Source organism: Streptomyces sp. WAC 01529 (genome assembly GCF_003945545.1).
Classification (GTDB): Bacteria; Actinomycetota; Actinomycetes; order Streptomycetales; family Streptomycetaceae; genus Streptomyces; species Streptomyces anatolicus.
This window is the reverse complement of record NZ_CP029617.1, coordinates 6,634,663-6,655,250: the sequence shown is the minus strand read 5'-3', so window position 1 is coordinate 6,655,250 and position 20,588 is coordinate 6,634,663. Positions and strand designations below refer to the sequence as shown.

The 20,588-nt window shown below is 72.9% G+C and carries 20 protein-coding genes; 15 read left to right on the top strand and 5 right to left on the bottom strand.

The features are described from left to right. The first annotated feature begins 29 nt into the window (after nucleotides 1–29). Nucleotides 30–1,184 carry a hypothetical protein gene (locus tag DMA15_RS29620; RefSeq protein WP_125515782.1) on the top strand — a complete coding sequence of 385 codons (1,155 nt, stop codon included), beginning with the start codon at nucleotides 30–32 and terminating at the stop codon, nucleotides 1,182–1,184. A 73-nt stretch (nucleotides 1,185–1,257) separates the two neighbouring features. Here DMA15_RS29620 and DMA15_RS29615 read toward each other — a convergent pair whose 3' ends face one another. Continuing rightward, nucleotides 1,258–1,950 (bottom strand): pyridoxamine 5'-phosphate oxidase family protein, encoded by a 693-nt coding sequence (locus DMA15_RS29615; protein ID WP_240660003.1) that lies wholly within the window; start codon nucleotides 1,948–1,950, stop codon nucleotides 1,258–1,260. A gap of 185 nt (nucleotides 1,951–2,135) precedes the next feature. Between DMA15_RS29615 and DMA15_RS29610 the strand changes: the two genes are divergently transcribed. Genes DMA15_RS29610 through DMA15_RS29590 form a run of 3 tightly spaced genes read left to right on the top strand, consistent with a single transcriptional unit; the run spans nucleotide 2,136 to nucleotide 7,335 of the window. Beyond that, entirely contained in the window at nucleotides 2,136–5,039 is a 2,904-nt protein-coding gene (locus DMA15_RS29610) for a glycoside hydrolase family 2 TIM barrel-domain containing protein (RefSeq protein WP_240660001.1), read from the top strand. Between the two features lie 52 nt (nucleotides 5,040–5,091). Then, nucleotides 5,092–6,555: a hypothetical protein gene (locus tag DMA15_RS37685; RefSeq protein WP_240659999.1), complete on the top strand. Its 1,464-nt coding sequence runs from the start codon at nucleotides 5,092–5,094 to the stop codon at nucleotides 6,553–6,555. Between the two features lie 45 nt (nucleotides 6,556–6,600). Beyond that, nucleotides 6,601–7,335: a hypothetical protein gene (locus DMA15_RS29590; RefSeq protein ID WP_125515778.1), complete on the top strand. Its 735-nt coding sequence runs from the start codon at nucleotides 6,601–6,603 to the stop codon at nucleotides 7,333–7,335. Here the strand turns inward: DMA15_RS29590 and DMA15_RS29585 are convergent. Beyond that, nucleotides 7,325–7,750, bottom strand: a complete 426-nt coding sequence (locus DMA15_RS29585) for an NUDIX hydrolase (protein ID WP_125518075.1) — start codon at nucleotides 7,748–7,750, stop codon at nucleotides 7,325–7,327. The two genes, DMA15_RS29590 and DMA15_RS29585, sit on opposite strands and share 11 nt — an antisense overlap. 110 nt (nucleotides 7,751–7,860) lie before the next feature. On the opposite strand from DMA15_RS29585, the gene DMA15_RS29580 reads away from it, so the two are divergent. Continuing rightward, nucleotides 7,861–8,292 (top strand): VOC family protein, encoded by a 432-nt coding sequence (locus tag DMA15_RS29580; protein ID WP_125515777.1) that lies wholly within the window; start codon nucleotides 7,861–7,863, stop codon nucleotides 8,290–8,292. Here the strand turns inward: DMA15_RS29580 and DMA15_RS29575 are convergent. Beyond that, the gene (locus DMA15_RS29575) at nucleotides 8,275–9,000 is read right to left on the bottom strand and encodes a DUF6597 domain-containing transcriptional factor (protein ID WP_125515776.1); all 726 of its coding nucleotides are present in this window, start codon (nucleotides 8,998–9,000) and stop codon (nucleotides 8,275–8,277) included. The two genes, DMA15_RS29580 and DMA15_RS29575, sit on opposite strands and share 18 nt — an antisense overlap. A gap of 9 nt (nucleotides 9,001–9,009) precedes the next feature. Beyond that, nucleotides 9,010–9,948 (bottom strand): AraC family transcriptional regulator, encoded by a 939-nt coding sequence (locus tag DMA15_RS29570; protein WP_125515775.1) that lies wholly within the window; start codon nucleotides 9,946–9,948, stop codon nucleotides 9,010–9,012. 81 nt (nucleotides 9,949–10,029) lie between these two features. Here DMA15_RS29570 and DMA15_RS29565 point away from each other — a divergent pair, with 81 nt between their 5' ends. After that, nucleotides 10,030–10,887, top strand: a complete 858-nt coding sequence (locus tag DMA15_RS29565) for an NmrA family NAD(P)-binding protein (RefSeq protein ID WP_125515774.1) — start codon at nucleotides 10,030–10,032, stop codon at nucleotides 10,885–10,887. A gap of 78 nt (nucleotides 10,888–10,965) precedes the next feature. On the opposite strand, the gene DMA15_RS29560 is transcribed toward DMA15_RS29565, so the two are convergent. Beyond that, nucleotides 10,966–12,102, bottom strand: a complete 1,137-nt coding sequence (locus DMA15_RS29560; RefSeq protein WP_125515773.1) for a YihY/virulence factor BrkB family protein — start codon at nucleotides 12,100–12,102, stop codon at nucleotides 10,966–10,968. A 17-nt stretch (nucleotides 12,103–12,119) separates the two neighbouring features. On the opposite strand from DMA15_RS29560, the gene DMA15_RS29555 reads away from it, so the two are divergent. From DMA15_RS29555 to cysD, 9 genes are all read left to right on the top strand, one after another. After that, a complete protein-coding gene (locus DMA15_RS29555; RefSeq protein WP_125515772.1) occupies nucleotides 12,120–13,760 on the top strand; it encodes an acyl-CoA dehydrogenase family protein in 1,641 nt (546 codons plus the stop codon). Nucleotides 13,761–14,075: 315 nt separating this feature from the next. Continuing rightward, the gene (locus tag DMA15_RS29550; RefSeq protein WP_206302869.1) at nucleotides 14,076–15,374 is read left to right on the top strand and encodes a GAF domain-containing protein; all 1,299 of its coding nucleotides are present in this window, start codon (nucleotides 14,076–14,078) and stop codon (nucleotides 15,372–15,374) included. Nucleotides 15,375–15,496: 122 nt separating this feature from the next. Continuing rightward, nucleotides 15,497–16,084, top strand: a complete 588-nt coding sequence (locus DMA15_RS29545; RefSeq protein WP_125515771.1) for a GNAT family N-acetyltransferase — start codon at nucleotides 15,497–15,499, stop codon at nucleotides 16,082–16,084. Between the two features lie 154 nt (nucleotides 16,085–16,238). Beyond that, on the top strand, nucleotides 16,239–16,322 hold the full coding sequence (locus DMA15_RS38145) for a putative leader peptide (RefSeq protein ID WP_346428951.1): 84 nt from the start codon (nucleotides 16,239–16,241) through the stop codon (nucleotides 16,320–16,322). A gap of 140 nt (nucleotides 16,323–16,462) precedes the next feature. After that, nucleotides 16,463–18,160, top strand: a complete 1,698-nt coding sequence (locus DMA15_RS29540) for a nitrite/sulfite reductase (protein WP_125515770.1) — start codon at nucleotides 16,463–16,465, stop codon at nucleotides 18,158–18,160. Next, nucleotides 18,157–18,336, top strand: coding sequence for a hypothetical protein (locus DMA15_RS29535; protein ID WP_125515769.1), 180 nt, complete (start codon nucleotides 18,157–18,159; stop codon nucleotides 18,334–18,336). The genes DMA15_RS29540 and DMA15_RS29535 overlap by 4 nt, the downstream gene beginning before the upstream one ends. Beyond that, nucleotides 18,333–19,049 carry a phosphoadenylyl-sulfate reductase gene (locus DMA15_RS29530; RefSeq protein WP_125515768.1) on the top strand — a complete coding sequence of 239 codons (717 nt, stop codon included), beginning with the start codon at nucleotides 18,333–18,335 and terminating at the stop codon, nucleotides 19,047–19,049. Before DMA15_RS29535 ends, DMA15_RS29530 begins: the two co-directional genes overlap by 4 nt. Then, on the top strand, nucleotides 19,046–19,651 hold the full coding sequence (cysC, locus tag DMA15_RS29525) for an adenylyl-sulfate kinase (protein WP_125515767.1): 606 nt from the start codon (nucleotides 19,046–19,048) through the stop codon (nucleotides 19,649–19,651). The genes DMA15_RS29530 and cysC overlap by 4 nt, the downstream gene beginning before the upstream one ends. Beyond that, on the top strand, nucleotides 19,648–20,586 hold the full coding sequence (gene cysD / locus DMA15_RS29520; protein WP_125515766.1) for a sulfate adenylyltransferase subunit CysD: 939 nt from the start codon (nucleotides 19,648–19,650) through the stop codon (nucleotides 20,584–20,586). The genes cysC and cysD overlap by 4 nt, the downstream gene beginning before the upstream one ends. The last annotated feature ends 2 nt before the right edge of the window (nucleotides 20,587–20,588 follow it).

Below are 20,588 nucleotides of genomic sequence, written 5' to 3'. Positions count from 1 at the left end.
GCCCGCACGAGCGCCGCGCGGCGCGGCAGGTGATCGACGAGGCGTGCGGGGGCGTACTGCCTGCGGCCGAGGTGCGGGCCGTCCTCGGCGAGGGGCCGTTCGAACGCGGGCCCGGCCGGGCGGAGGTGCGGACGGGCGACACGGACTCGTACGGCAGCAAGGGCGATACGCGCCAGGTGACGTGCACCGTCCGGCGCGAGACCGAGCACGGCGCCGGTCGTCCGACGCACGACGCCTCCGTCGAGGTGACCGTGCAGAGGCTCCCGGAGCGGCGGGCGAACAGCACGGCCGAGGACCGCGAGGTCGAGGTCCCGCGAGGCTTCGGCGCCCTGTACCCGGCGGTCTCCGCCGAGCTGCCGCCCGCCGCGCTCGGCGGCGGCTGGCAGGGCCTGTTCACGACCGGCGAGACCTTCACGGGTCCGGCGGACGCGGAGTCGGCGACCGCGACGGTGCTCCTGGACTGCGCCCGCGGCCGTGGCGGCCTGCTCGTCACCGTCGACGTGAAAGAGGAGGACATCACCCTCGATGACCCGCGCCGCCGGACCGCCTTCGCGCGGATCGCCACCGGGACGGCCGCGAAGGCGTCGGGGACGTGGGGCTGCGGCGCCCGGCTCGGCAAGCCCCCGCCTACCGTGCCGCTGCCGGTCAACGTCGACGAGGACGTGCCGCTCGCCGACGCGTCCGGGTCCTGCCGCGGGCTCCCCGGGCGGGGCTCGCGGGTGTCCCGGGCGTGGGAGAGCCGTATGCCGGGCGGCCCCGTCGAGGTGTGCGTGCTCGCGGGCGGCCGGGTCGGCACGCCGATCACAGGCGCGGACCCCGGCTCGGGCAGCGAGGCGCGGCGCTACCGGCTGGTCGCCTACTACGGGCCGTACGCGGTGACCGAGCGGCTGCTGCGACAGGAGACCCAGGGCCGGTACTCCGATGAGCCCGTGCCCGGCGAGACTCCGGCGGGCGGACGGCCGGGCGGCGGCCACTGGGCGAGCGCGGCGTGCCATGACGGCGGCGGGCCCGCGCTGTTCACCGTGGAGACGGGCGGGGCGAAGGGCGGGACAACGGGCGGCGGAGACGGTCGCCGCGCCGCGAAGGCCTCCCCGGCCGACCTGGCGTACGAGCGGGCCGCGCTGAAGGAGTTCGCGCGGCGCTCGGCGAAGGCACACGGCTGCGGGGCCCCGAAGCTGCCCTGAGCCCTCGCTCTCGGCTCGCCTCGCGCCGCCCAGCCGTGCCGCGTGCCGCGTGCCGCCGCGCCCACCCATCCGTCTATCCGTGCCGCGTGCCGCCGCGCCCCGCTATGTGCGGCGGCGGTTCGATGCCGGCGGGCAGCAGTGGGTCGGCGACGGGCTCGCCCCAGGTGGCGGTCAGCGGGAGGTTGCCCGCCCACACGCCGAGTTTGGCGTCCGGGCCCTCGCCGTCGTCCGGGGGCCCGACGGCCACCTTGACGGAGGCCTCGGCCAGGGAGAGGGCGAGCAGGGTGGTGGCGGCGAGTTCCTTGCGGCTCGGGCGGCGGGCGTACTCCCATTGGCCGGGCGTGGCGTGCTCGGTGAGCAGGCGCAGGCCGCGCAGCTTCTCCTCCGGGTCGGTCACCTTGCGCGGAACGCCGTGGATCATCGCGCTGCGGTAGTTGACGCCGTGTGCGAACACCGAGCGGGCCAGGATCAGGCCGTCGACGTGGGTGACGGTGACGCAGACCGGGGCCCCGGGGTCGGCGGCGAGGCTGCGGCTGGCGACGGAACCGTGCAGGAACAGCTCGGTGTCGTCACGGCCGTAGACGGTGGGTACGACCATCGGGTGGCCGTCGACGACGACACCGAGGTGGCAGACGAAGCCCGCGTCCAGGATCGCTTCCAGGTCGGCGCGCTCCAGGCTGCCCTGTTCGCGCAGGCGGCGGTGGCGGGTGCGGTCGGTCACGGGCAGTTCCGGGGGCAGCGCTGAGGGCTGAGGGCGTCTGTTCACACGGCGACAAGTTACCGATATCGCCGTGCGGTTGCCATGGTTCGACGGATTTCGTCTCTCCGGATCCACTGGCCTACGGTATTCGCAGTCGGGCTCGCACCCGTCCAAGCCCTGCCCGAAGAGTCCATCAACTCCCGCTCCGAAACAATTGTGAGCCGCCGCCCCGGCACGGTCTGATGGAACGCATGGATCACATGGATCTCCGTACGGATCACGGCATGGATCTCCGCCACCACGAGGACTTCGGCCCCGGCACCGGCGCCCTCCCGCCCCGCGCCTGGTACGCGGCATCGGACGCCGCCGCCCTCTCCCTCAACGGCACCTGGCGCTTCCGCCTCTCCCCCACCGCCGACGCCGAGGACGAGGCGTTCGCCACTCTGGGCCATGACGGCGCCACCTGGGACGAGATCGCGGTCCCCGGCCACTGGGTGCTCCAGGGGCACGGCTCCCCGCACTACACAAATCAGCTCTACCCGTTCCCGGTGGACCCGCCGCGCGTGCCGACCGACAACCCCACGGGCGACCACCTGCGCACCTTCGACCTGCCCGCCGACTGGCCCGCGTCCGGCACCGCCCTGCTCCGCTTCGACGGCGTCGAGTCCTGCGCCCGCGTCTGGCTCAACGGCACGGAACTCGGCGACTTCAAGGGCTCCCGGCTCCCCCACGAGTTCGATGTCGGCCCGCTGCTGCGCCCCGAGGGCAACGTCCTCGCGGTCCGCGTCCACCAGTGGTCCTCCGGGTCGTATCTGGAGGACCAGGACCAGTGGTGGCTGCCGGGCATCTTCCGCGACGTGACGCTGCTGCACCGGCCCGAGGGCTGCGCGGGCGACCACTTCGTGCACGCGTCGTACGACCCTCACGCGGGAACCGGCACGCTGCGGGTCGACGCGGACGTCCAAGGGCGCGTCACCGTCGGCGAGTTGGGCATCGACGTGGCGACGGGCGAGGCGGTCTCGGTGCCCGTCGAGCCGTGGACCGCCGAGACACCGAGGCTCTACGACGGGGTCCTTGCCACGGCGGGCGAGCGGATCCCGCTGCGGATCGGCTTCCGCACGGTCGCCGTCGAGAACGGGCTCATCAAGGTCAACGGCCGCCCGCTCCTCTTCCGCGGCGTCAACCGCCACGAGTTCCACCCGCGGACGGGCCGCGCCCTCGACCTCGCCACCATGCGCGCGGACATCCTGCTGATGAAGCGGCACAACATCAACGCCGTCCGCACCAGCCACTATCCGCCCCACCCCGCCTTCCTCGACCTCTGCGACGAGCTGGGCCTGTGGGTCATCGACGAGTGCGACCTGGAGACACACGGCTTCCAGGCGATCGGCTGGCGCGGCAACCCCGTCGACGACGACCGCTGGACGCCCGCCCTCCTGGACCGCGCGGCCCGCATGGTCGAGCGCGACAAGAACCACCCCTCGGTCGTCGTCTGGTCGCTGGGCAACGAATGCGGCACGGGCCGCGGCCTGACCGCCATGGCCGAGTGGATCCGGGCCCGCGACGACAGTCGCCTCCTGCACTACGAGGGCGACGGCTCGTGTGCGGACACCGACATGTACGCGCGGATGTACGCCGACCACGCCGAGGTCGAGCGCATCGGCCGCGGCGCGGACGAGGGACCCGAGAGGCGGCGCCAACTCCCCTTCATCCTCTGCGAGTACGGGCACGCCATGGGCAACGGCCCGGGCGGACTCAGCGAGTACCAGCGGCTCTTCGAGACGTACGAGCGGATCCAGGGCGGCTTCATCTGGGAGTGGATCGACCACGGCCTCGCGCACCCCTCGTACGAGTACGCCTACGGCGGCGACTTCGGCGAGGAGCCGCACGACGGCAACTTCGTCTGCGACGGGCTGGTCCTCCCCGACCGGACGCCGTCCCCCGGCCTCGTCGAGTACAAGAAGGTGATCGAGCCGGTCCGCATCGAGGGCGACGGCCGCGGGGGGACCCTGCGGATCACCAATCTGTACGACTTCGCGACGCTGGACCACCTCTCCTTCACCTGGTCCTACGAGCGGGACGGCGTGCGCGTCGCCGACGGCACCCTGGCGGTGCCCGCGACCGGCCCCGGCGAGCGCGCCGAGGTGAGACTGCCGCCGGCGCCGGGGCGCGACCCCGGCGGGGAGACCCAGTGGACGGTGCGGGCGGTGCTCGCGCGGGACACGGCGTGGGCGGAGCGCGGCCATGTGGTGGCGTGGGCCCAGCTCGTCGACGAGAGCGGCACGAGCCGGGCCACGGTGAGCGGCACGGCGCCGGTGCGCGACGGGGGGCGGATCGTGCTCGGTCCCGCCGTCTTCGACGCCCGCGGCACGCTGCTGGCCCTCGACGGCCTGGAGATCAAGGATCTGCGCCTGGACGTATGGCGGGCGCCCACCGACAACGACAACGGCATGCCCTGGCGCCCCGAGCCCTCCCCTGCCGCCCTGTGGCGCGCGCTGGGACTCGACCGGATGCAACACCGCGTCGACGGCGTCGAGTTGGGCGAGGACGCCTTGGTGGTACGCACCCGGGTCGCGCCCGCCGCGACCGATCTGGGCCTGCGCGTGGCGTACCGCTGGCAGTCGGACGGGAGCCGCCTGCTGCTGGCGCTGGAGGTGGAGCCCGAGGGTGAGTGGACCGTGCCCCTGCCCCGCGTCGGCATCCGCTTCGGGCTGCCCGGCGCGTCCGGGCCCGTGCGGTGGTTCGGCGGCGGGCCCGGCGAGGCCTACCCCGACACCCGCGCGGCCTCGCTGACCGGCCTCTGGGAATCGGACGTCGACGCGATGCAGACCCCCTATGTGCGCCCGCAGGAGAACGGCGCACGCCCCGGCCTGCGCTGGGCGGAGATCGGCGGACTGCGGATCGACACCCCCCACAGGCCGTGGTTCACCGCCCGCCGCTGGACCACCGAACAGCTCGACGCCGCCCGGCACCGCACCGACCTCGCCCCGGGCGACACGGTCTGGGTCAACCTCGACATCGGCCAGCAGGGCATCGGCACGGGGTCCTGCGGTCCCGGCGCCCTGCCGGAGCATCAGCTGCGCGCCCGGCTACAGAGGTTGGAGGTCACCTTCTCCACCGCCGTGACCCGGGGAAACGGGGCCGCCCGGCACTAGACTGGGCATGAACACCGACCCCACGTGCCGCCCTGGGGGGAGGGAGCACCGGATGCCACACCAGCGGCTCGGCCGCGGCCCGTCCAGGCCCGAACCCGCCCCGGAACCGCGACCCGACGCGCCCCCGGGGCGCTTCGTGGGCTGGCTCGGCGGCTTCGGCTGCGCCGCGGCCGGGTACGCGGTGTTCCAGTCGCTGGTGGGCGTGTTGCCGGACGCGATCTCGGCGGACGCCGCGCGCTATGGCATCGCGGCGGTGAGCGGCCTCGGCGTGGGCCTCGCCGCCTGGCTCTCGGCCGCGCTGATCAGGGCGCGGACGGACACGGGGGGCGAGGACGGCGACGGTACGGACGAGGGCGGGCCCGGCGCGGGCCGGCAGGGCCTCGCGGGTCTGCCCCGCCCGCGCGGAACACACCCCGGACCCACCCCCGGGGCACCGGACGCCGACGCGCCCGCCGGCCTGCCCGGCCCCCTCCCCGCGCTCCTCGCCGCCTCGCAGGCCACGCTCGCCGCTGAGCTGGCCACCCTCGACGACCCCGACCGGGGCAGGCTCACCGGCTGGCCGCACTCCCTGGACGAGCAGACGAGGCCGGTGCGCCCCACCCCGACCGGCACCGCCTACGGCCTGCACATCGTCCTCGAACTCTCCGCGCCCGACGGCCGGTTGAGCGTCAGCGACCTCACGGACACGCTGTGGCGGCTGCGGCTCAGGGACGGCGGCTGGGCGGCCCGCTCCCAGGGCGCCAAGCCGCGGCCCGAGGTGACCGCGCTCGCGCTCGGCGCGCTCGCCCGCGCGGGCGCGGACCCCGAGCGGGTCGCCGCCGAGGCCTCCCGGTGCGCCGCGGCCTTCACCGCCGAGCTGGAACCGTCCGGCTTCGGCAGGACCCATGTGGTGACCACGATGCTGCGCGGCCTGCTGCGCGCGGCGCCGCACTCCCCCGACGTGGCCCGGCTGCGGGACGAACTGGTCGACCGCACGATCACGGACCCCGCCAGGGAGCACCGCCGCTGCTGGGGCCCCACGCTGCGCACCCCGGCCGCCCGCCCCTCGCCCGTGCACACCGCGCAGGCCGTGGTCGCCCTCGACCGGGCGGCCCGCCTCCTGGAGGAGGACACCAACATCCGCGCGGCCCGCGAGGACGGCGTGCGCTGGCTGCTCTCCTGCCCGCAGCCGCTCCACGACGTCTGCGTGGACCTGACCAACACGCAGGAGGAGGTGCGCCGCCCGCACCCCGTGGACTCCTGGCGCCAAGAGGTCCTGTTCGTACGGCACTTCACCGCCGCCTGGATGGTGCGCGCGCTCCTCACGCCGGGCGCCTGGCGGATCGCCGTCGACGAGGGCCGCGAGGAGCAGTGGCACACACTGCTCGCGGCGGCCGTCGGCTCGGTGTGGCGCCAGCAGGACGACGGGATATGGAACTGGGACGGGCATGATCTCGGCCGCCCGCTGTGGATGACCTATCAGGGCCTTTCGGCGCTGCGGGCACATGCCGTATGGATGTATCAGCCGGGTGCCTGAACCCCGGGACCGGCGCGGCCGCGCGCTGACGAGGGGGAGAACACTGTGGGTGCTCGGCACGTGCACAGGGCCAGACGGCTGCTCGAAGAAACCCTGGCCGGGGCGGCGGAGGACGACCTGGTGCGGGCCGCCCGCGCGATCGTCGACGAACTGGGCTCGCCCGCACGCCTGTTGCCGCTCGTGGCGGAGCTGGCGGCGGGGGCCGACGACGCCCCGGGGTGCGCACTCCTCTCGTACCGCCATGTCCTCGGCTTCGACAAGCTGCTCCTCATCGACGGCACGCCCCGGCACATGCTGCGCGCGCACGTGTGGCACCCCGGGGCGGGTGCGCGCGAGGACATCCACAACCACCGCTCGCCGCTCGCCTCCCATGTGGTGCGGGGCGCGCTCGCCATGGAGCTGTACGAGACCGTCCGGGACGGCGGGGAGGGGCGGGAGGCCGCGCGGTACCGGGAGTCCCTCGCGGGCGAGGGGGGCGACTGGCTCCTCGAACCGGCCGGGCGGGCGCGGCTGCGGCTGACGCAGAGCGCTCGGTACACGGCGGGGAGCGGGTACGCGCTGCACTCGCCGGCGCTGCACCGGGCGTGGTGCGCGTCGCCTGGGCCGACGGTGACGCTCTTCCTGGAGACCGGGGCGGGGCGGCGGCGCCACACGGACGTGTTCACCGATCTCGACGCGGCGGACACGGCGGACGTGCGGGCGCGAGCGGTGGCGAAGAAGCCGCTGGACGTACGGGACTACCTGGCGGAGCTGGAGAACCTGGCGTGCCTCATCGGCTGAAGGCCTGGCGGACGATGTCGCGGTTGTAGTCGTCGATCTCGACGGTGCCGAGGTCGGCGGGGGCCAGCCAGCGGTGCTCCTGGTCGGGCAGGGGCAGGGCCACGTCGAAGGTGAGCGGTCTGACCAGGAAGTTGTCCTGCCAGTTCTTCACCTCGTGGCCGTGGTACGTGCTGAGGAAGGAGGACTCGCCGACCTTGCGCAGCACCTGGCCGAGCAGGCCGGTCTCCTCCTTCAGCTCTCTCAGGACGCCGTCGCGCGGGCTCTCGCCCGGTTCGAGCTTGCCGCACGGCACGCCCCACACCCGGGGCAGGAACCGCTCGGTCTCGCTGCGGCGCACGAGCAGGACACGGCCGCGATGGGCCACGACGGCCGCCGCGAGCCGGTTGTCGCCGGGGTAGTCCACGCGGTGGTCCATGGGGTCCATGCCTTCCACCGTAGCGGGGATCGGGGGGTCGGGACAGTCGGGCAGCGCCGTGTCCGATTCCTTCAAGACCGTTCATTCGTAGGCCGCATACGCTCACGGACATGAACAGCACACCCGTTCCACGGTTCGATGTGGTCGGCCTCGTCGTCACCGATATGGCCGCCTCGCTCGCCTTCTACCGCCGCCTCGGCCTGGAGTTCGCCGAGGGCTCCGAGAGCGCGCCGCACGTGGAGGCCACGCTTCCCGGGGGCCTGCGCATGGCCTTCGACACGGAGGAGACCGTCCGGTCCTTCCACGAGGGGTGGCACCCGCCCTCCGGAGGCGGCCGGATCGGGATCGCCTTCCACTGCGGGACGCCCGAGGGCGTCGACGCGTCCTACGAGGGGCTGGTGGGCGCCGGGCACAAGAGCGAGCTGCCGCCGTTCGACGCGCCGTGGGGGCAGCGGTACGCCGTCGTGCTCGACCCGGACGGCAACGGCGTCGACCTGTTCGCACCACTGGCGGCCGCCGAGCCGTCAGGCGCCGCCGAGTAGTACGGACAGCGTCAGCCCCGTCAGCTCCCGCACGTCCCTGGCGAGATGGGCCTGATCGGCGAAGCCGGTGGCGGCGGCGGTGTCCGCGTACGAGCGTCCTTCGCGGGCCAGCGCGAGGGCCCGCTGGAGCCTGAGGACCCGGGCCAGCGTCTTGGGGCCGTAGCCGAAGGCGGGCAGGGAACGGCGGTGCAGCAGACGGGCGTTGACGCCCAGCGCGTGCGCGGTCGCGGCGACCGTCCGGCCGGCGTTCAGGGACCGGACGACCTCGGTGAGGAACGGGTCGGGCGGACCGGCGCCGGCGGCGCGCTCCACGGCGACCGCTTCCAGCGCGGCCATCGGATCCCGCGCCCCCTCCACCCGCCCCGCCAGGCGGCGCGCCCTCGCCGCGCCCCACAGGTCGGCCAACTCCACGCGCTGATCCCGTAGCTCGTGCGCCGGGACGCCGAGGAGGGCGGGAGCGGTGCCGGGGTAGAAGCGGACGCCCACATGGCGGGTGCCGGGCCCGGCGGCGCCCGGGGTGAACGCGCGGGTGTCCGGGCCCGCGACGAGCAGCCTGCCCTCGGTCCACAGCAGGTCCATGCAGCCGTCGGGCAGGACGGGTCGATCGCCGCCGGGGGCGCCCGTGGCCGTGCGGGTCCAGACGACCGCGCCGGACAGCCGGGACGGCCGCTCGCGGTACTCCCCCTGGTCAGGGGTCTCCTGGGCCACGTACAGAGGCTACGCCGCCCGGGAGCGGTGTTCCTGCGGGCTGATTCCGTGGACCCGCTTGAAGGCGCCGGACAGGGCGAACGCGCTGCCGTAGCCGACCTTGCGGGCGATCGAGGCGATCGTCAGCTCGCTGTCGCGCAGCAGGTCGGCGGCGAGTGCGAGCCGCCAGTTCGTCAGATACGTCATCGGGGGCTCGCCCACCAGATCGGCGAACCTGCGCGCCAGCGCGGCCCGCGAGACGCCCGCCTTCGCGGCGAGGTCCGCGATCGTCCAGGGGTGCGCGGGGTCGTCCTGGAGCAGGCGCAGGGCGCGGCCCACGACGGGGTCGCCCATCGCCCGGTACCAGGCGGGGGCCGCCGCCTCGGGCCGCGCGAACCAGGCGCGCAGCGCGGCGATGAGGAGGAGGTCGAGGAGCCGGTCGAGTACGACGTCCTGGCCCGGCTCGTCCCTGCTGATCTCGTCGGCGAGCAGCGGGGTGAGTGGGCAGTCCCACACCTCGGTGGGCAGGACGAGGAGCGGGGGCAGCGCGTCGAGGAGCCGTCCGGTGATCTCGCCCCGCATCTGGTAGGTGCCGATCAGCATCTCCACGGAGCTGTCGTGCGACTCGCCCCAGGCGCGCAGTCCGAGGTCCCCGTACTTGCCGACCGGGGCGCCGCCGAGCGGCACGCAGCGCTCGCCCGGCTGGATCTCGGCGAGCGCCTCGGTGGCGGGGTCGTCGGCGCAGGTGTAGTGGCCGGGGCCGCGGGCGATGGCGAGGTCGCCGGGGCGGACGCGCTGCGGGGGCGTCCCGTCCTCGGGGACGATCCACGCGGTCCCGCGCACCATGATCATGACCGACAGGGGCGCCTCGTCGGCGACGCGCACGGACCAGGGCGGGTCGAAGAGTGCGCGGATCATGAAGGCTCCCCGGGCGCGGGGGCCCTCCAGCAAGCCTGCGAGTGCGTCCATGGGCGGCAGCGTAGACGCAGGCGTATGCGCGTGAGCGCCTCGGCGATGTTCCCGGGGCTGCCCGGGCAGTTCACTGAAGCCATGACAACGAACAAGGCGAACACGGCGGACACGGCGGGCATGACGGTTCTGGTGACGGGCGCGACCGGGCGGGTGGGGCGCAGGGTGGTGGAGTCCGCCGAGGCGGCGGGGCTCACGGTACGGGCCGCCTCGCGCGGCGGCGCGGTGCGGTTCGACTGGGCGGACCGGTCGACCTGGGCGGACGCCCTGCGGGGCGCCGACGCGGCGCATCTCGCGTATCTGCCGGACGTCGGCGCGCCCGGGGCGGCGGAGGCGGTCGGCGCGTTCTCCCGGCTCGCGGTGGAAATGGGCGTGGGGCGGCTCACGCTGCTGTCGGCGCGGGGCGAGCACCAGGCGCACGCCACCGAGCGGGCCGTGCGGGACTCCGGGGCGCGGTGGACCGTCGTACGGGCCAGCTGGTTCTCCCAGAACCTCAGCGAGGGGCCGCTCCTGGCGGAGATGCGGGCCGGGGAGCTGGTCTTCCCCGCCGGAGAGGTGCTCGAACCGTTCATCGACACGCGCGACATCGGGGACGTGGTGGTGGCCGCGCTCACCGGCGGCGACCGGTTCGCGGGGCGGACCCTCGACCTGACCGGGCCCCGCCTGCTGTCGTTCCGGCAGGCGGTGGCGGAGATCTCGGCGGCGGCCGGGCGGGACATCACGTATGTCCCGGTCTCGGCCCGCGACTACGGGGCCGCCCTCGCGGAGTTCGGGGTGCCGCCGCAGGAGGCGCAGTTCCTGGTGGAGCTCTTCGAGACGAACCTCGACGGGCGCAATGCGATGCTCTCCGAGGGGGTGCGGGAGGTACTGGGGCGGGACCCCAGGGACTTCGCTGAGTTCACCGCGGAGCAGGCCGAGGCGGGCACCTGGAAGAGTTGAGCCGGGGCCCCTCCGCGCGAGGCCTCGGGGCTCCGCCCCGGACCCCGCTCCTCAATCGCCGGAGGGGCTTTCTCTCTGTTACTCCGGGGGTGGGTCCGTGCCGTTCTTCTTTACATGCGTCCTGAGCCGCGAGGTCACGTCGTCCGGGGGCAGGAAGCGGGACCAGCGCTCGGGGAACTCCGACGGCATCTCGGGGTCGTCGGGGTCGACGGAGGCCTCCCGCGCGGCGGCCGCCCTGGCGATGACCTCCGCGGCCTGCGCCTCCCTTATGCGGTCGTTGGCGGCGCGCGCGGCGGCCGTGGCCACGGACGGCCAGACGCGGTCGATCGCCGCGTTGACGGCGGCGCCGACCAGGACCGCGAAGGCCGCCACGCCGATCCACAGGAGCACGGCTACCGGCGCGGCCAGGGAGCCGTAGATCGTGGGGCCCTCCACCGTGGAGGTGAGGTAGATGCGGAGCAGGAAGCTGCCGAGCACCCACATGGCCAGGGCGATCAGCGCGCCCGGCATGTCCTCGACCCACGGCGACCGCACCGGCACCGACACGTGGTACAGCGTGGTCAGGAAGACGATGGAGAGGATGACGACGACCGGCCAGTAGAGGATCTGGACGACCGTCGTCGAGCCGGGCAGGAGCTTTACCACCGCGTCCGGCCCCGCCACCATCAGCGGCAGCGCGACCGAGCCGATGAGCAGCGCCACGATGAAGAGCCCGAAGGCGAGCAGCCGGGTCTTGACGATGCCGCGCACACCGTCGAGGCCGTACATGACGGTGATCGTGTCGATGAAGACGTTCACCGCGCGCGAACCCGACCACAGGGCGAAGAGGAAGCCGATGGAGATGATGTCCGGGCGGCTGACCTTCATGACGTCTTCCAGTATCGGCTGCGCGATCTGGCTGACGCCGCGGTCGGAGAGGATCGTGCGGGACGCCTCCAGGATGTTGTTCTCGACGCTGGCGATGGTGTTCGCGCCGGTCCACCGGTCGACGTAGGCGAGCAGGCCGATGAGGCTCAGCAGCAGCGGCGGCACGGAGAGCAGGGTGAAGAACGCAGCCTCGGCCGCGAGCCCCAGGATGCGGTACTCGATGCACGAGTTGACGGTGTCCTTGAGCAGCAGCCAGGCGGTCCTGCGCTTGGAGACGTTGCGGTAGAGAGCGCGGGCCCGTTTCCAGCGCCCCGAGGGGCGCCCGGGTGTTTCATTTGCCTGGTGCACCTCCTTACCGTAGCGGCATGGCAGCCACCACCCACACAGTGACCAACCAGGCTCCGCCCCTGGTGGGATATGACGTATTCGCCTCCGACCGGGCCCTCGTGGAGGCCGTCGAGCGGCATCTGGATCCGGCGCTCCTCGATTCCGCCCGCGACGACCTCTCCCTGCTCGGCCGCAGCGCCGGTTCCGCCCAGGCGCAGGAGTGGGGAGTGCTCGCCAACGAGAACCCGCCCCGGCTGCGCACCCACGACCGGTACGGCAACCGCGTCGACGAGGTCGACTTCCATCCGTCCTGGCACCGGCTGCTCGGCAAGGCCGTCGGGGCGGGTCTGACCGCGGCCTGGTCGCGGCCCGGCGGGCATGTGCGGCGGGCCGCGGGGTTCCTGGTGTGGACCCAGACCGAGGGCGGGCACGGCTGCCCGGTGTCGATGACGCACGCCGCGGTGCCCGCGCTGCGCGCCGACCCGGCGCTTGCCGCCGAGTGGGAGCCGCGCCTCACCTCGACCATTTACGACCGTGGGCTGCGCCCGGCGTCGCAGAAGGCGGGCGCCCTCTTCGGGATGGGCATGACGGAGAAGCAGGGCGGCAGCGACGTGCGGGCCAACACCACGCGCGCGGCGGCCCTCTCCGAGGAGGGGACGTATGAACTGAAGGGCCACAAGTGGTTCTGCTCCGCGCCGATGTCCGACGGCTTCCTGGTGCTCGCGCAGGCGGAGCAGGGGCTTACCTGCTTCCTCGTGCCGCGCGTCCTTGAGGACGGCACGCGCAACCCGTTCGCCATCCAGCGGCTCAAGGACAAGCTGGGCAACCGCTCCAACGCCTCCAGCGAGGTCGAATTCGACGGGACGTGGGCACGTCGGGTCGGTGACGAGGGGCGCGGGGTGCGCACCATCATCGAGATGGTCGCGGCGACCCGCCTCGACTGCGTGATCGGTTCGGCCGCGCTGATGCGGCAGGCCGTCGCGCAGGCGGTGCACCACGCCACGTACCGGGAGGCGTTCGGCGGCAAGCTGATCGACAAGCCGCTCATGCGCAACGTGCTGGCGGATCTGGCGCTGGAATCCGAGGCGGCGACGACGCTGGCGCTGCGGCTCGCGGCGGCGTACGACGACGGGAGCGAGCAGGAGCAGGCGTTCCTGCGGCTCGCGGTGCCTGCTGCCAAGTACTGGGTGACCAAGCGGTGCACGCCGATGGTCGGCGAGGCCCTGGAGTGCCTGGGCGGCAACGGCTACGTCGAGGAGTCGGGCATGCCGCGGTTGCTGCGCGAGGCGCCGCTCAACTCCATCTGGGAGGGCTCGGGCAACGTCCAGGCGCTGGACGTGCTGCGGGCGTTGCAGCGCGAGCCGCTGGCCCTGAACGCCTTCCTCCAGGAGGTCGGCAGGGCCCGCGGCGCCGACCACCGGCTGGACGGGGCGATCAAGGGCCTGCTGACCGAACTGGCCGACCTGGAGGGCATCGAGGCGCGGGCGCGGCGGCTCGTGGAGCGGATGGCGCTGGTGCTCCAGGGGTCACTGCTCGTGCGGTACGCGCCGCCGGAGGTGGCCGACGCGTTCTGTGCGTCCCGGCTCGGCGGGGACTGGGGCGCGGCGTTCGGCACGCTGCCGCACAGCCTGGATCTGGCCTCGGTGGTGGAGCGGGCGGCGCCGCGTCCCGCGGAATGATCCGCCGGACAGGTCCCGGGCGCCGGCGTTGACACGGGAGCGCGCTGCAAGGCGCCGACGTTGACACGGGGGTGGTGCTGCGCCGACACGGCACCACCCCCGTCCTTCAGGCCCCTTGAGGAGCATGAACACCGCACGGGCGGCGTGGTGTCCAGATTCGGCCACCGCACAGCAGTTCGCGAGGGTTGCATGAGGTTGCAACGCTTACCGCGCCGAAATTGATTCATTGTCGAACCATCACCCGGGACCGTGATCACAGGGCACGATGAAAGGGCCCCGCTACGCACTGGTCTGGCCGGAAAGGACCCAGTGGTGATGAACCCCCCTTCGACGATCGATCTCGCGCGGATCTCCGCCATGGACCTCGCGCACGCCGCGCGGCTCCTGAAGGGGGTGCGGGACGCGATGCTCGCCGGGCAGGCGCCGCGCGTCATGCCGCGCCCGGTGATCCGCGAGTCCTGGGGGCGGATGCTCACCGGCGGGGTCGACCCCGAGCACGGCTCCCGGCCCCGGCTGCTCAACGAGGAGGAGCTGGAGGAGCGCCGCCGCGCCTCGCCGCTCCTGGAAGTCCTGCCGGTCCTGCGCGAAGCCCTGGTCTCGGTGGCGGACGCCGCCGAGCACATCATGGTCGTCTGCGACGCGGAGGGGCGGGTGCTGTGGCGCGAGGGCAGCGCCGCGGTGCTCCGCAAGGCCGACACGCTCGGATTTGTACCGGGCGCGGACTGGACCGAGAGCGCCGTCGGCACGAACGGCCTCGGCACGCCTCTGGTGGTGCGCCGCCCTGTGCAGGTCTTCTCCGCCGAGCACTTCGTGCGCACCCACCATCCCTGGACGTGCGCGGGCGCTCCGGTGACCGACCCGCGCGACGGCAGGCTGCTCGGCGTCGTCGACGTCAGCGGCCCGCTGCGGACCGTGCATCCGGCGACGCTCTCCCTGGTCGACTCGGTCGCCAAGCTCGCCGAGGCGCGGCTGCGCGAGCGGCACGTCACGGCGCTGGAGCGGCTGCGCGCGGTGGCGGCCCCGATTCTCGCGCGCCTCGAAGGGCGGGCGCTCGCCGTGGACGTGCACGGCTGGACCGCCGCGGTGACGGGCATGCCCCCGGAAGACCGCCTCGCGCTGCCCAAGTCCCTCGCGGCGGGCCGCACCTGGCTGCCCTCGCTGGGCTCCTGCCGGGTGGAGCCGCTGCCCGGCGGCTGGCTGCTGCGCCTGGAGAAGCCGGGTGAGAGACCGGAGCCGCTGCCCGCGACCCGGCTGGTCCTGGACGTGAGCGAGCCGCGCGGATGGACACTGGCGATGCTCGGCGGCGCCCGCGACTGGACCCACGAACTGAGCCCGCGCCACGCGGAGTTGCTCTATCTGCTCGCCACACACCGCAAGGGGCGCAGCGCGTCGGGGCTGGCCGAGGACATGTTCGGCGACCCGGGCCGCACGGTGACGGTGCGCGCGGAACTCTCCCGGGTGCGACGGTACTTGGGCGGGGTCCTCGCCCACCGCCCCTACCGCTTCCATGAGGATGTCGAGGTGGAGGTGGTGATGCCGGACAGTCCGGCCGGCCTCCTGCCGCACTCGGTCGCGCCTGCGATACGGGCGGCGAGGGGCGTGGCGGAGCCTTGAGCGTGGCGACGGTTGCGCATCAGCGCGGGGCGGCCGTCGAGGCACTGTCCGGTCAGGCGGGCCCGGTGGACACCGCCGCCCCGGTCTCCCCGGAGGACCCGACCCGTGATTCGCTGAGTCCCATGAGTCTCACTGTCACCACGTGGTCGCTGGAGCAGACGTCTCCCAGCGAGTTGCTTCCCGCCCCCGCGCCCGAGGGCGATGTGCGGATCGTGCGCGCCGAAGTGCCCTCACCCGAGTTCAGCCGGTTCCTCTACGCGTCCGTCGGCGGGGACATCCGCTGGGTCGACCGGCTGTCCCTCACGTACGCCGAGTGGCAGAAGCTGCTGGAGCGGCCGGGCGTGGAGACGTGGGTCGCGTACGACAGGGGGACGCCCGCCGGCTATCTGGAGCTGGCGGCGCGGGGCGAGAAGGGGGACGCGGCGCCGGGCGTCGTCGAGATCTCCTACTTCGGGCTGCTCCCCGCCTTCCGGGGCCGCCGGATCGGCGGGCACCTCCTCGCGTACGGGACCGCGCGGGCCTGGGACCTGGCCGAGCGGTGGCCGGGGCTCGCGCCGACCGAGCGGGTCTGGCTGCACACCTGCTCCAAGGACGGCGAGCACGCCATGGACAATTACCTCCGGCGCGGCTTCAAGCTCTACGACACCAAGGTCGAGCAGGAGCCGGAGGCCCCCACGCCGGGCCCGTGGCCGGGCGCCAAGCGCGACTGACACCGCCCCGCCCGCGCCTCCGCTCCCTCTCCCCTTCCCTTATTCCCCCCCGACCCTTGTGATCGACGACACTCCTGTCCACCATTCGGGACAGGAGTGTCCGCATTCTGGATAATGCTGGACTGGGCCGAAAGTCCCGTGACACGCTTCCGTCATGGATCGCACTGGAACTGCCTTGGTGAGTCGGCGTCACGTCGACCTCGGCCGCATGTCCAGCGCCATGTGTCCGGTCCGCTGAGCCACTCAGCACCGCCGCACGACTGATCACCGGTCCCCCCGCTTCCCCTCCCTGCGCAGCGCCGCGCGCGCATCTCCGCATGCGCCCCATACCCGCAGGTCAGAGAGCCGCTTTTCCGCTGCCCCGAAGGACGTAACCCCATGCCCGCCACGCCAGAGAAGCCCGCCCCAGCCACGCCCCGCCGCAAGGCGAGCCGTCACCGCGGCGAGGGTCAGTGGGCCGTGGGTCACTTCACGCCGCTCAACGGGAACGAGCAGTTCAAGAAGGACGACGACGGTCTCAATGTGCGGACACGCATTGAGACGATCTACTCGAAGCGCGGATTCGACTCCATCGACCCGAACGACCTGCGCGGACGGATGCGCTGGTGGGGCCTCTACACCCAGCGCAAGCCCGGGATCGACGGCGGCAAGACGGCGATCCTGGAGCCGGAGGAGCTGGACGACGAGTACTTCATGCTGCGCGTGCGCATCGACGGCGGCCGGCTCACCACCGAGCAGCTGCGCGTCATCGGTGAGATCTCCGAGGAGTTCGCGCGCGGGACCGCCGACCTCACCGACCGGCAGAACGTGCAGTACCACTGGATCCGCGTCGAGGACGTTCCCGAGATCTGGCGGCGGCTGGAAGCCGTGGGGCTCTCCACCACCGAGGCCTGCGGCGACACGCCCCGCGTCATCCTCGGCTCGCCCGTCGCCGGCATCGCCGAGAACGAGATCATCGACGGCTCCCCCGCCATCGACGAGATCCAGCGCCGCTTCATCGGCAACCCCGACTTCTCGAACCTGCCGCGGAAGTTCAAGTCCGCCATCTCCGGCTCCCCGCAGCTGGACGTCGCCCACGAGATCAACGACGTGGCCTTCGTCGGCGTGCACCACCCCGAGCACGGCCCCGGCTTCGACCTCTGGGTCGGCGGCGGCCTCTCCACCAACCCCAAGCTGGGCGTGCGTCTCGGCGCGTGGGTGGCCCTGGAGGACGTGCCGGACGTGTACGGCGGCGTCATCGGCATCTTCCGCGACTACGGCTACCGCCGGCTGCGCAACCGCGCCCGCCTGAAGTTCCTCGTCGCCGACTGGGGCCCGGAGAAGTTCCGCCGGATCCTGGAGGACGAGTACCTGCACCGCAAGCTGTCCGACGGCCCCGCGCCCGAGCAGCCCGCCGGCACCTGGCGCGACCACCTCGGCGTGCACCGGCAGAAGGACGGCCGCTTCTACGTCGGTTTCGCGCCCCGTGTCGGCCGCGTGGACGGAGCCACCCTGACCAAGATCGCCGAGGTCGCCGAGGCACACGGCTCGGGGCGGCTGCGCACCACCGCCGAGCAGAAGATGATCGTGCTCGACATCGAGCAGGACCAGGTCGACTCGCTCGTCGGCGCCCTGGAGGCGCTCGACCTGAAGGTCAACGCCTCGCCGTTCCGGCGCGGCACGATGGCCTGCACCGGCATCGAGTTCTGCAAGCTCGCCATCGTCGAGACCAAGGCGCGCGGCGCCTCGCTCATCGACGAACTGGAGCGCCGCATCCCGGAGTTCGACGAGCCGATCACCATCAACATCAACGGCTGCCCGAACGCCTGCGCCCGCATCCAGGTCGCCGACATCGGCCTCAAGGGCCAGCTGGTCCTCGACGACGAGGGCAACCAGGTCGAGGGCTACCAGGTGCACCTGGGCGGCGCGCTCGGTCTCGACGCCGGTTTCGGCCGCAAGGTCCGCGGTCTGAAGGTCACCGCGGACGAGCTGCCCGACTACGTCGAGCGGGTCCTCGGGCGCTTCCAGGAACAGCGCGCGGACGGCGAGCGGTTCGCCGTCTGGGCCGCCCGCGCCGACGAGGAAGCCCTGTCATGAGCGAGCGCGCGGCGCCGTTCTACTGCCCCTACTGCGGGGACGAGGACCTGCGTCCGAACGAGACCGGGCACGGCGCGTGGGAATGCGCGGCCTGCAACCGGGCCTTCCAGCTGAAGTTCCTCGGGCTGCTCGCCCGGGGCGCTCGGCGCACCGACGGTGGAGGGGACGGAACATGAGCACCATCCAGGACCAGCAGCGGCGTACGGAAGACGAGTTGAAGGCGCTCGCCGAGCAGGCCGGGCGCGATCTGGAGGACGCGTCCGCGCTGGAGATCCTCCAGTGGGCGGCCGACACCTTCGGCAAGGAGTTCTGCGTGACCTCCTCGATGGAGGACGCGGTCGTCGCCCACCTCGCCTCGCGGGCCATGCCCGGCGTGGACGTCGTCTTCCTCGACACGGGCTACCACTTCCCGGAGACCATCGGCACCCGCGACGCCGTCGAGGCCGTGATGGACGTCAAGGTCATCACCCTGACGCCGCGCCAGTCGGTGGCCGAGCAGGACGCCGAGTACGGGCCCCGGCTGCACGACCGCGACCCGGACCTGTGCTGCAAGCTGCGCAAGGTCAAGCCGCTCGAAGAGGGTCTGACGGCGTACGCGGCCTGGGCCACCGGGCTGCGCCGCGACGAGTCGCCGACCCGGGCGAACATCCCGGTCGTGGGCTGGGACGAGAAGCGGCGCAAGGTCAAGATCTCGCCGATCGCCCGCTGGACCCAGGACGACGTCGACGCGTACGCCGCCGAGCATGGCGTCCTCACCAACCCCCTCCTGATGGACGGTTACGGCTCGGTGGGCTGCGCTCCCTGCACCCGCCGCCTGATCGAGGGCGAGGACGCGCGGGCGGGCCGCTGGGCCGGCAACGCCAAGACCGAGTGCGGGATCCACGCATGACCGCGGCACAGCAAGAGATCGCGGCACAGCAAGACGCTGCGGCACAGCAAGAGATTCAGGAGAACCACGTGAGCGGAGCCACCGTCTGGCTCACCGGCCTGCCCAGTGCGGGTAAGACGACCATCGCGTACGAGTTGGCGGGCCTGCTGCGGGAGCAGGGGCGCCGGGTGGAGGTGCTCGATGGGGATGAGATCCGTGAGTTCCTCTCCGCGGGCCTCGGCTTCAGCCGTGCGGACCGGCACACTAATGTGCAGCGCATCGGTTTCGTGTCCGAACTCCTCGCCCGTAACGGCGTGTTGGTTCTTGTGCCGGTGATCGCGCCGTTCGCGGACAGCCGTGAGGCGGTGCGAGCGCGCCACCAGGCGGCCGGTACCGGATATGTGGAGGTGCATGTCGCCACGCCGGTCGAGGTGTGTTCCGTACGTGATGTGAAGGGCCTGTACGCCAAGCAGGCGGCGGGCGAGATATCCGGGCTGACCGGGGTCGACGACCCGTACGAGGAGCCCGAGTCGCCCGATCTGCGTATCGAGTCGCAGGACCAGACGGTGCGGGAGTCGGCCGCGGCCCTGTACACGCTGCTCACCGAGAGGGGTCTGGCATGACGACCGTCGCCACAGTGACCGGCGAGGGCACCGACAGCCCGTACGCGCTCAGCCATCTGGACGCCCTGGAGTCCGAGGCGGTGCACATCTTCCGCGAGGTGGCGGGGGAGTTCGAGCGGCCGGTGATCCTCTTCTCCGGCGGCAAGGACTCCATCGTCATGCTGCACCTGGCGCTGAAGGCGTTCGCCCCCGCGCCCGTGCCCTTCTCGCTGCTGCACGTGGACACCGGGCACAACTTCCCCGAGGTCATCGAGTACCGCGACCGGGCGGTGGCCGAGCACGGGCTGCGGCTGCACGTCGCCTCGGTGCAGGACTACATCGACCGTGGGATGCTGCGCGAGCGGCCCGACGGGACGCGCAATCCGCTGCAGACCGTGCCGCTCACCGAGAAGATCCAGAGCGAGAAGTTCGACGCGGTCTTCGGCGGCGGGCGCCGGGACGAGGAGAAGGCCCGCGCCAAGGAGCGGGTGTTCTCGCTGCGCGACGAGTTCTCGCAGTGGGACCCGCGCCGCCAGCGGCCCGAGCTGTGGCAGCTCTACAACGGTCGCCACGCGCCGGGCGAGCACGTCCGCGTCTTCCCGCTCTCCAACTGGACCGAGCTGGATGTGTGGCAGTACATCGCCCGTGAGCACATCGCGCTGCCCCAGATCTACTTCGCGCACGAGCGGGAGGTCTTCCAGCGGGCGGGGATGTGGCTGACCGCCGGTGAGTGGGGCGGCCCCAAGGCGGACGAGAGGGTCGAGAAGCGGCTGATCCGCTACCGCACGGTGGGCGACATGTCCTGCACCGGCGCCGTCGACTCCGACGCCACCACGCTGGAGGCCGTCATCGCCGAGATCGCCGCCTCGCGCCTCACCGAGCGCGGGGCGACCCGGGCGGACGACAAGATGTCCGAGGCCGCGATGGAAGACCGCAAGCGCGAGGGGTACTTCTAACC

Coding starts and splice junctions, on each gene's coding strand:
- DMA15_RS29610 (WP_240660001.1), top strand. CDS start 2,136: ATGGATCACATGGATCTCCGTACGGATCACGGCATGGATCTCCGCCAC.
- DMA15_RS37685 (WP_240659999.1), top strand. CDS start 5,092: ATGCCACACCAGCGGCTCGGCCGCGGCCCGTCCAGGCCCGAACCCGCC.
- DMA15_RS29585 (WP_125518075.1), bottom strand. CDS start 7,750: ATGGACCACCGCGTGGACTACCCCGGCGACAACCGGCTCGCGGCGGCC.
- DMA15_RS29580 (WP_125515777.1), top strand. CDS start 7,861: ATGAACAGCACACCCGTTCCACGGTTCGATGTGGTCGGCCTCGTCGTC.
- DMA15_RS29570 (WP_125515775.1), bottom strand. CDS start 9,948: ATGGACGCACTCGCAGGCTTGCTGGAGGGCCCCCGCGCCCGGGGAGCC.
- DMA15_RS29565 (WP_125515774.1), top strand. CDS start 10,030: ATGACAACGAACAAGGCGAACACGGCGGACACGGCGGGCATGACGGTT.
- DMA15_RS29555 (WP_125515772.1), top strand. CDS start 12,120: ATGGCAGCCACCACCCACACAGTGACCAACCAGGCTCCGCCCCTGGTG.
- DMA15_RS29550 (WP_206302869.1), top strand. CDS start 14,076: ATGAACCCCCCTTCGACGATCGATCTCGCGCGGATCTCCGCCATGGAC.
- DMA15_RS29545 (WP_125515771.1), top strand. CDS start 15,497: ATGAGTCTCACTGTCACCACGTGGTCGCTGGAGCAGACGTCTCCCAGC.
- DMA15_RS38145 (WP_346428951.1), top strand. CDS start 16,239: ATGGATCGCACTGGAACTGCCTTGGTGAGTCGGCGTCACGTCGACCTC.
- DMA15_RS29540 (WP_125515770.1), top strand. CDS start 16,463: ATGCCCGCCACGCCAGAGAAGCCCGCCCCAGCCACGCCCCGCCGCAAG.
- DMA15_RS29535 (WP_125515769.1), top strand. CDS start 18,157: ATGAGCGAGCGCGCGGCGCCGTTCTACTGCCCCTACTGCGGGGACGAG.
- DMA15_RS29530 (WP_125515768.1), top strand. CDS start 18,333: ATGAGCACCATCCAGGACCAGCAGCGGCGTACGGAAGACGAGTTGAAG.
- cysC (WP_125515767.1), top strand. CDS start 19,046: ATGACCGCGGCACAGCAAGAGATCGCGGCACAGCAAGACGCTGCGGCA.
- cysD (WP_125515766.1), top strand. CDS start 19,648: ATGACGACCGTCGCCACAGTGACCGGCGAGGGCACCGACAGCCCGTAC.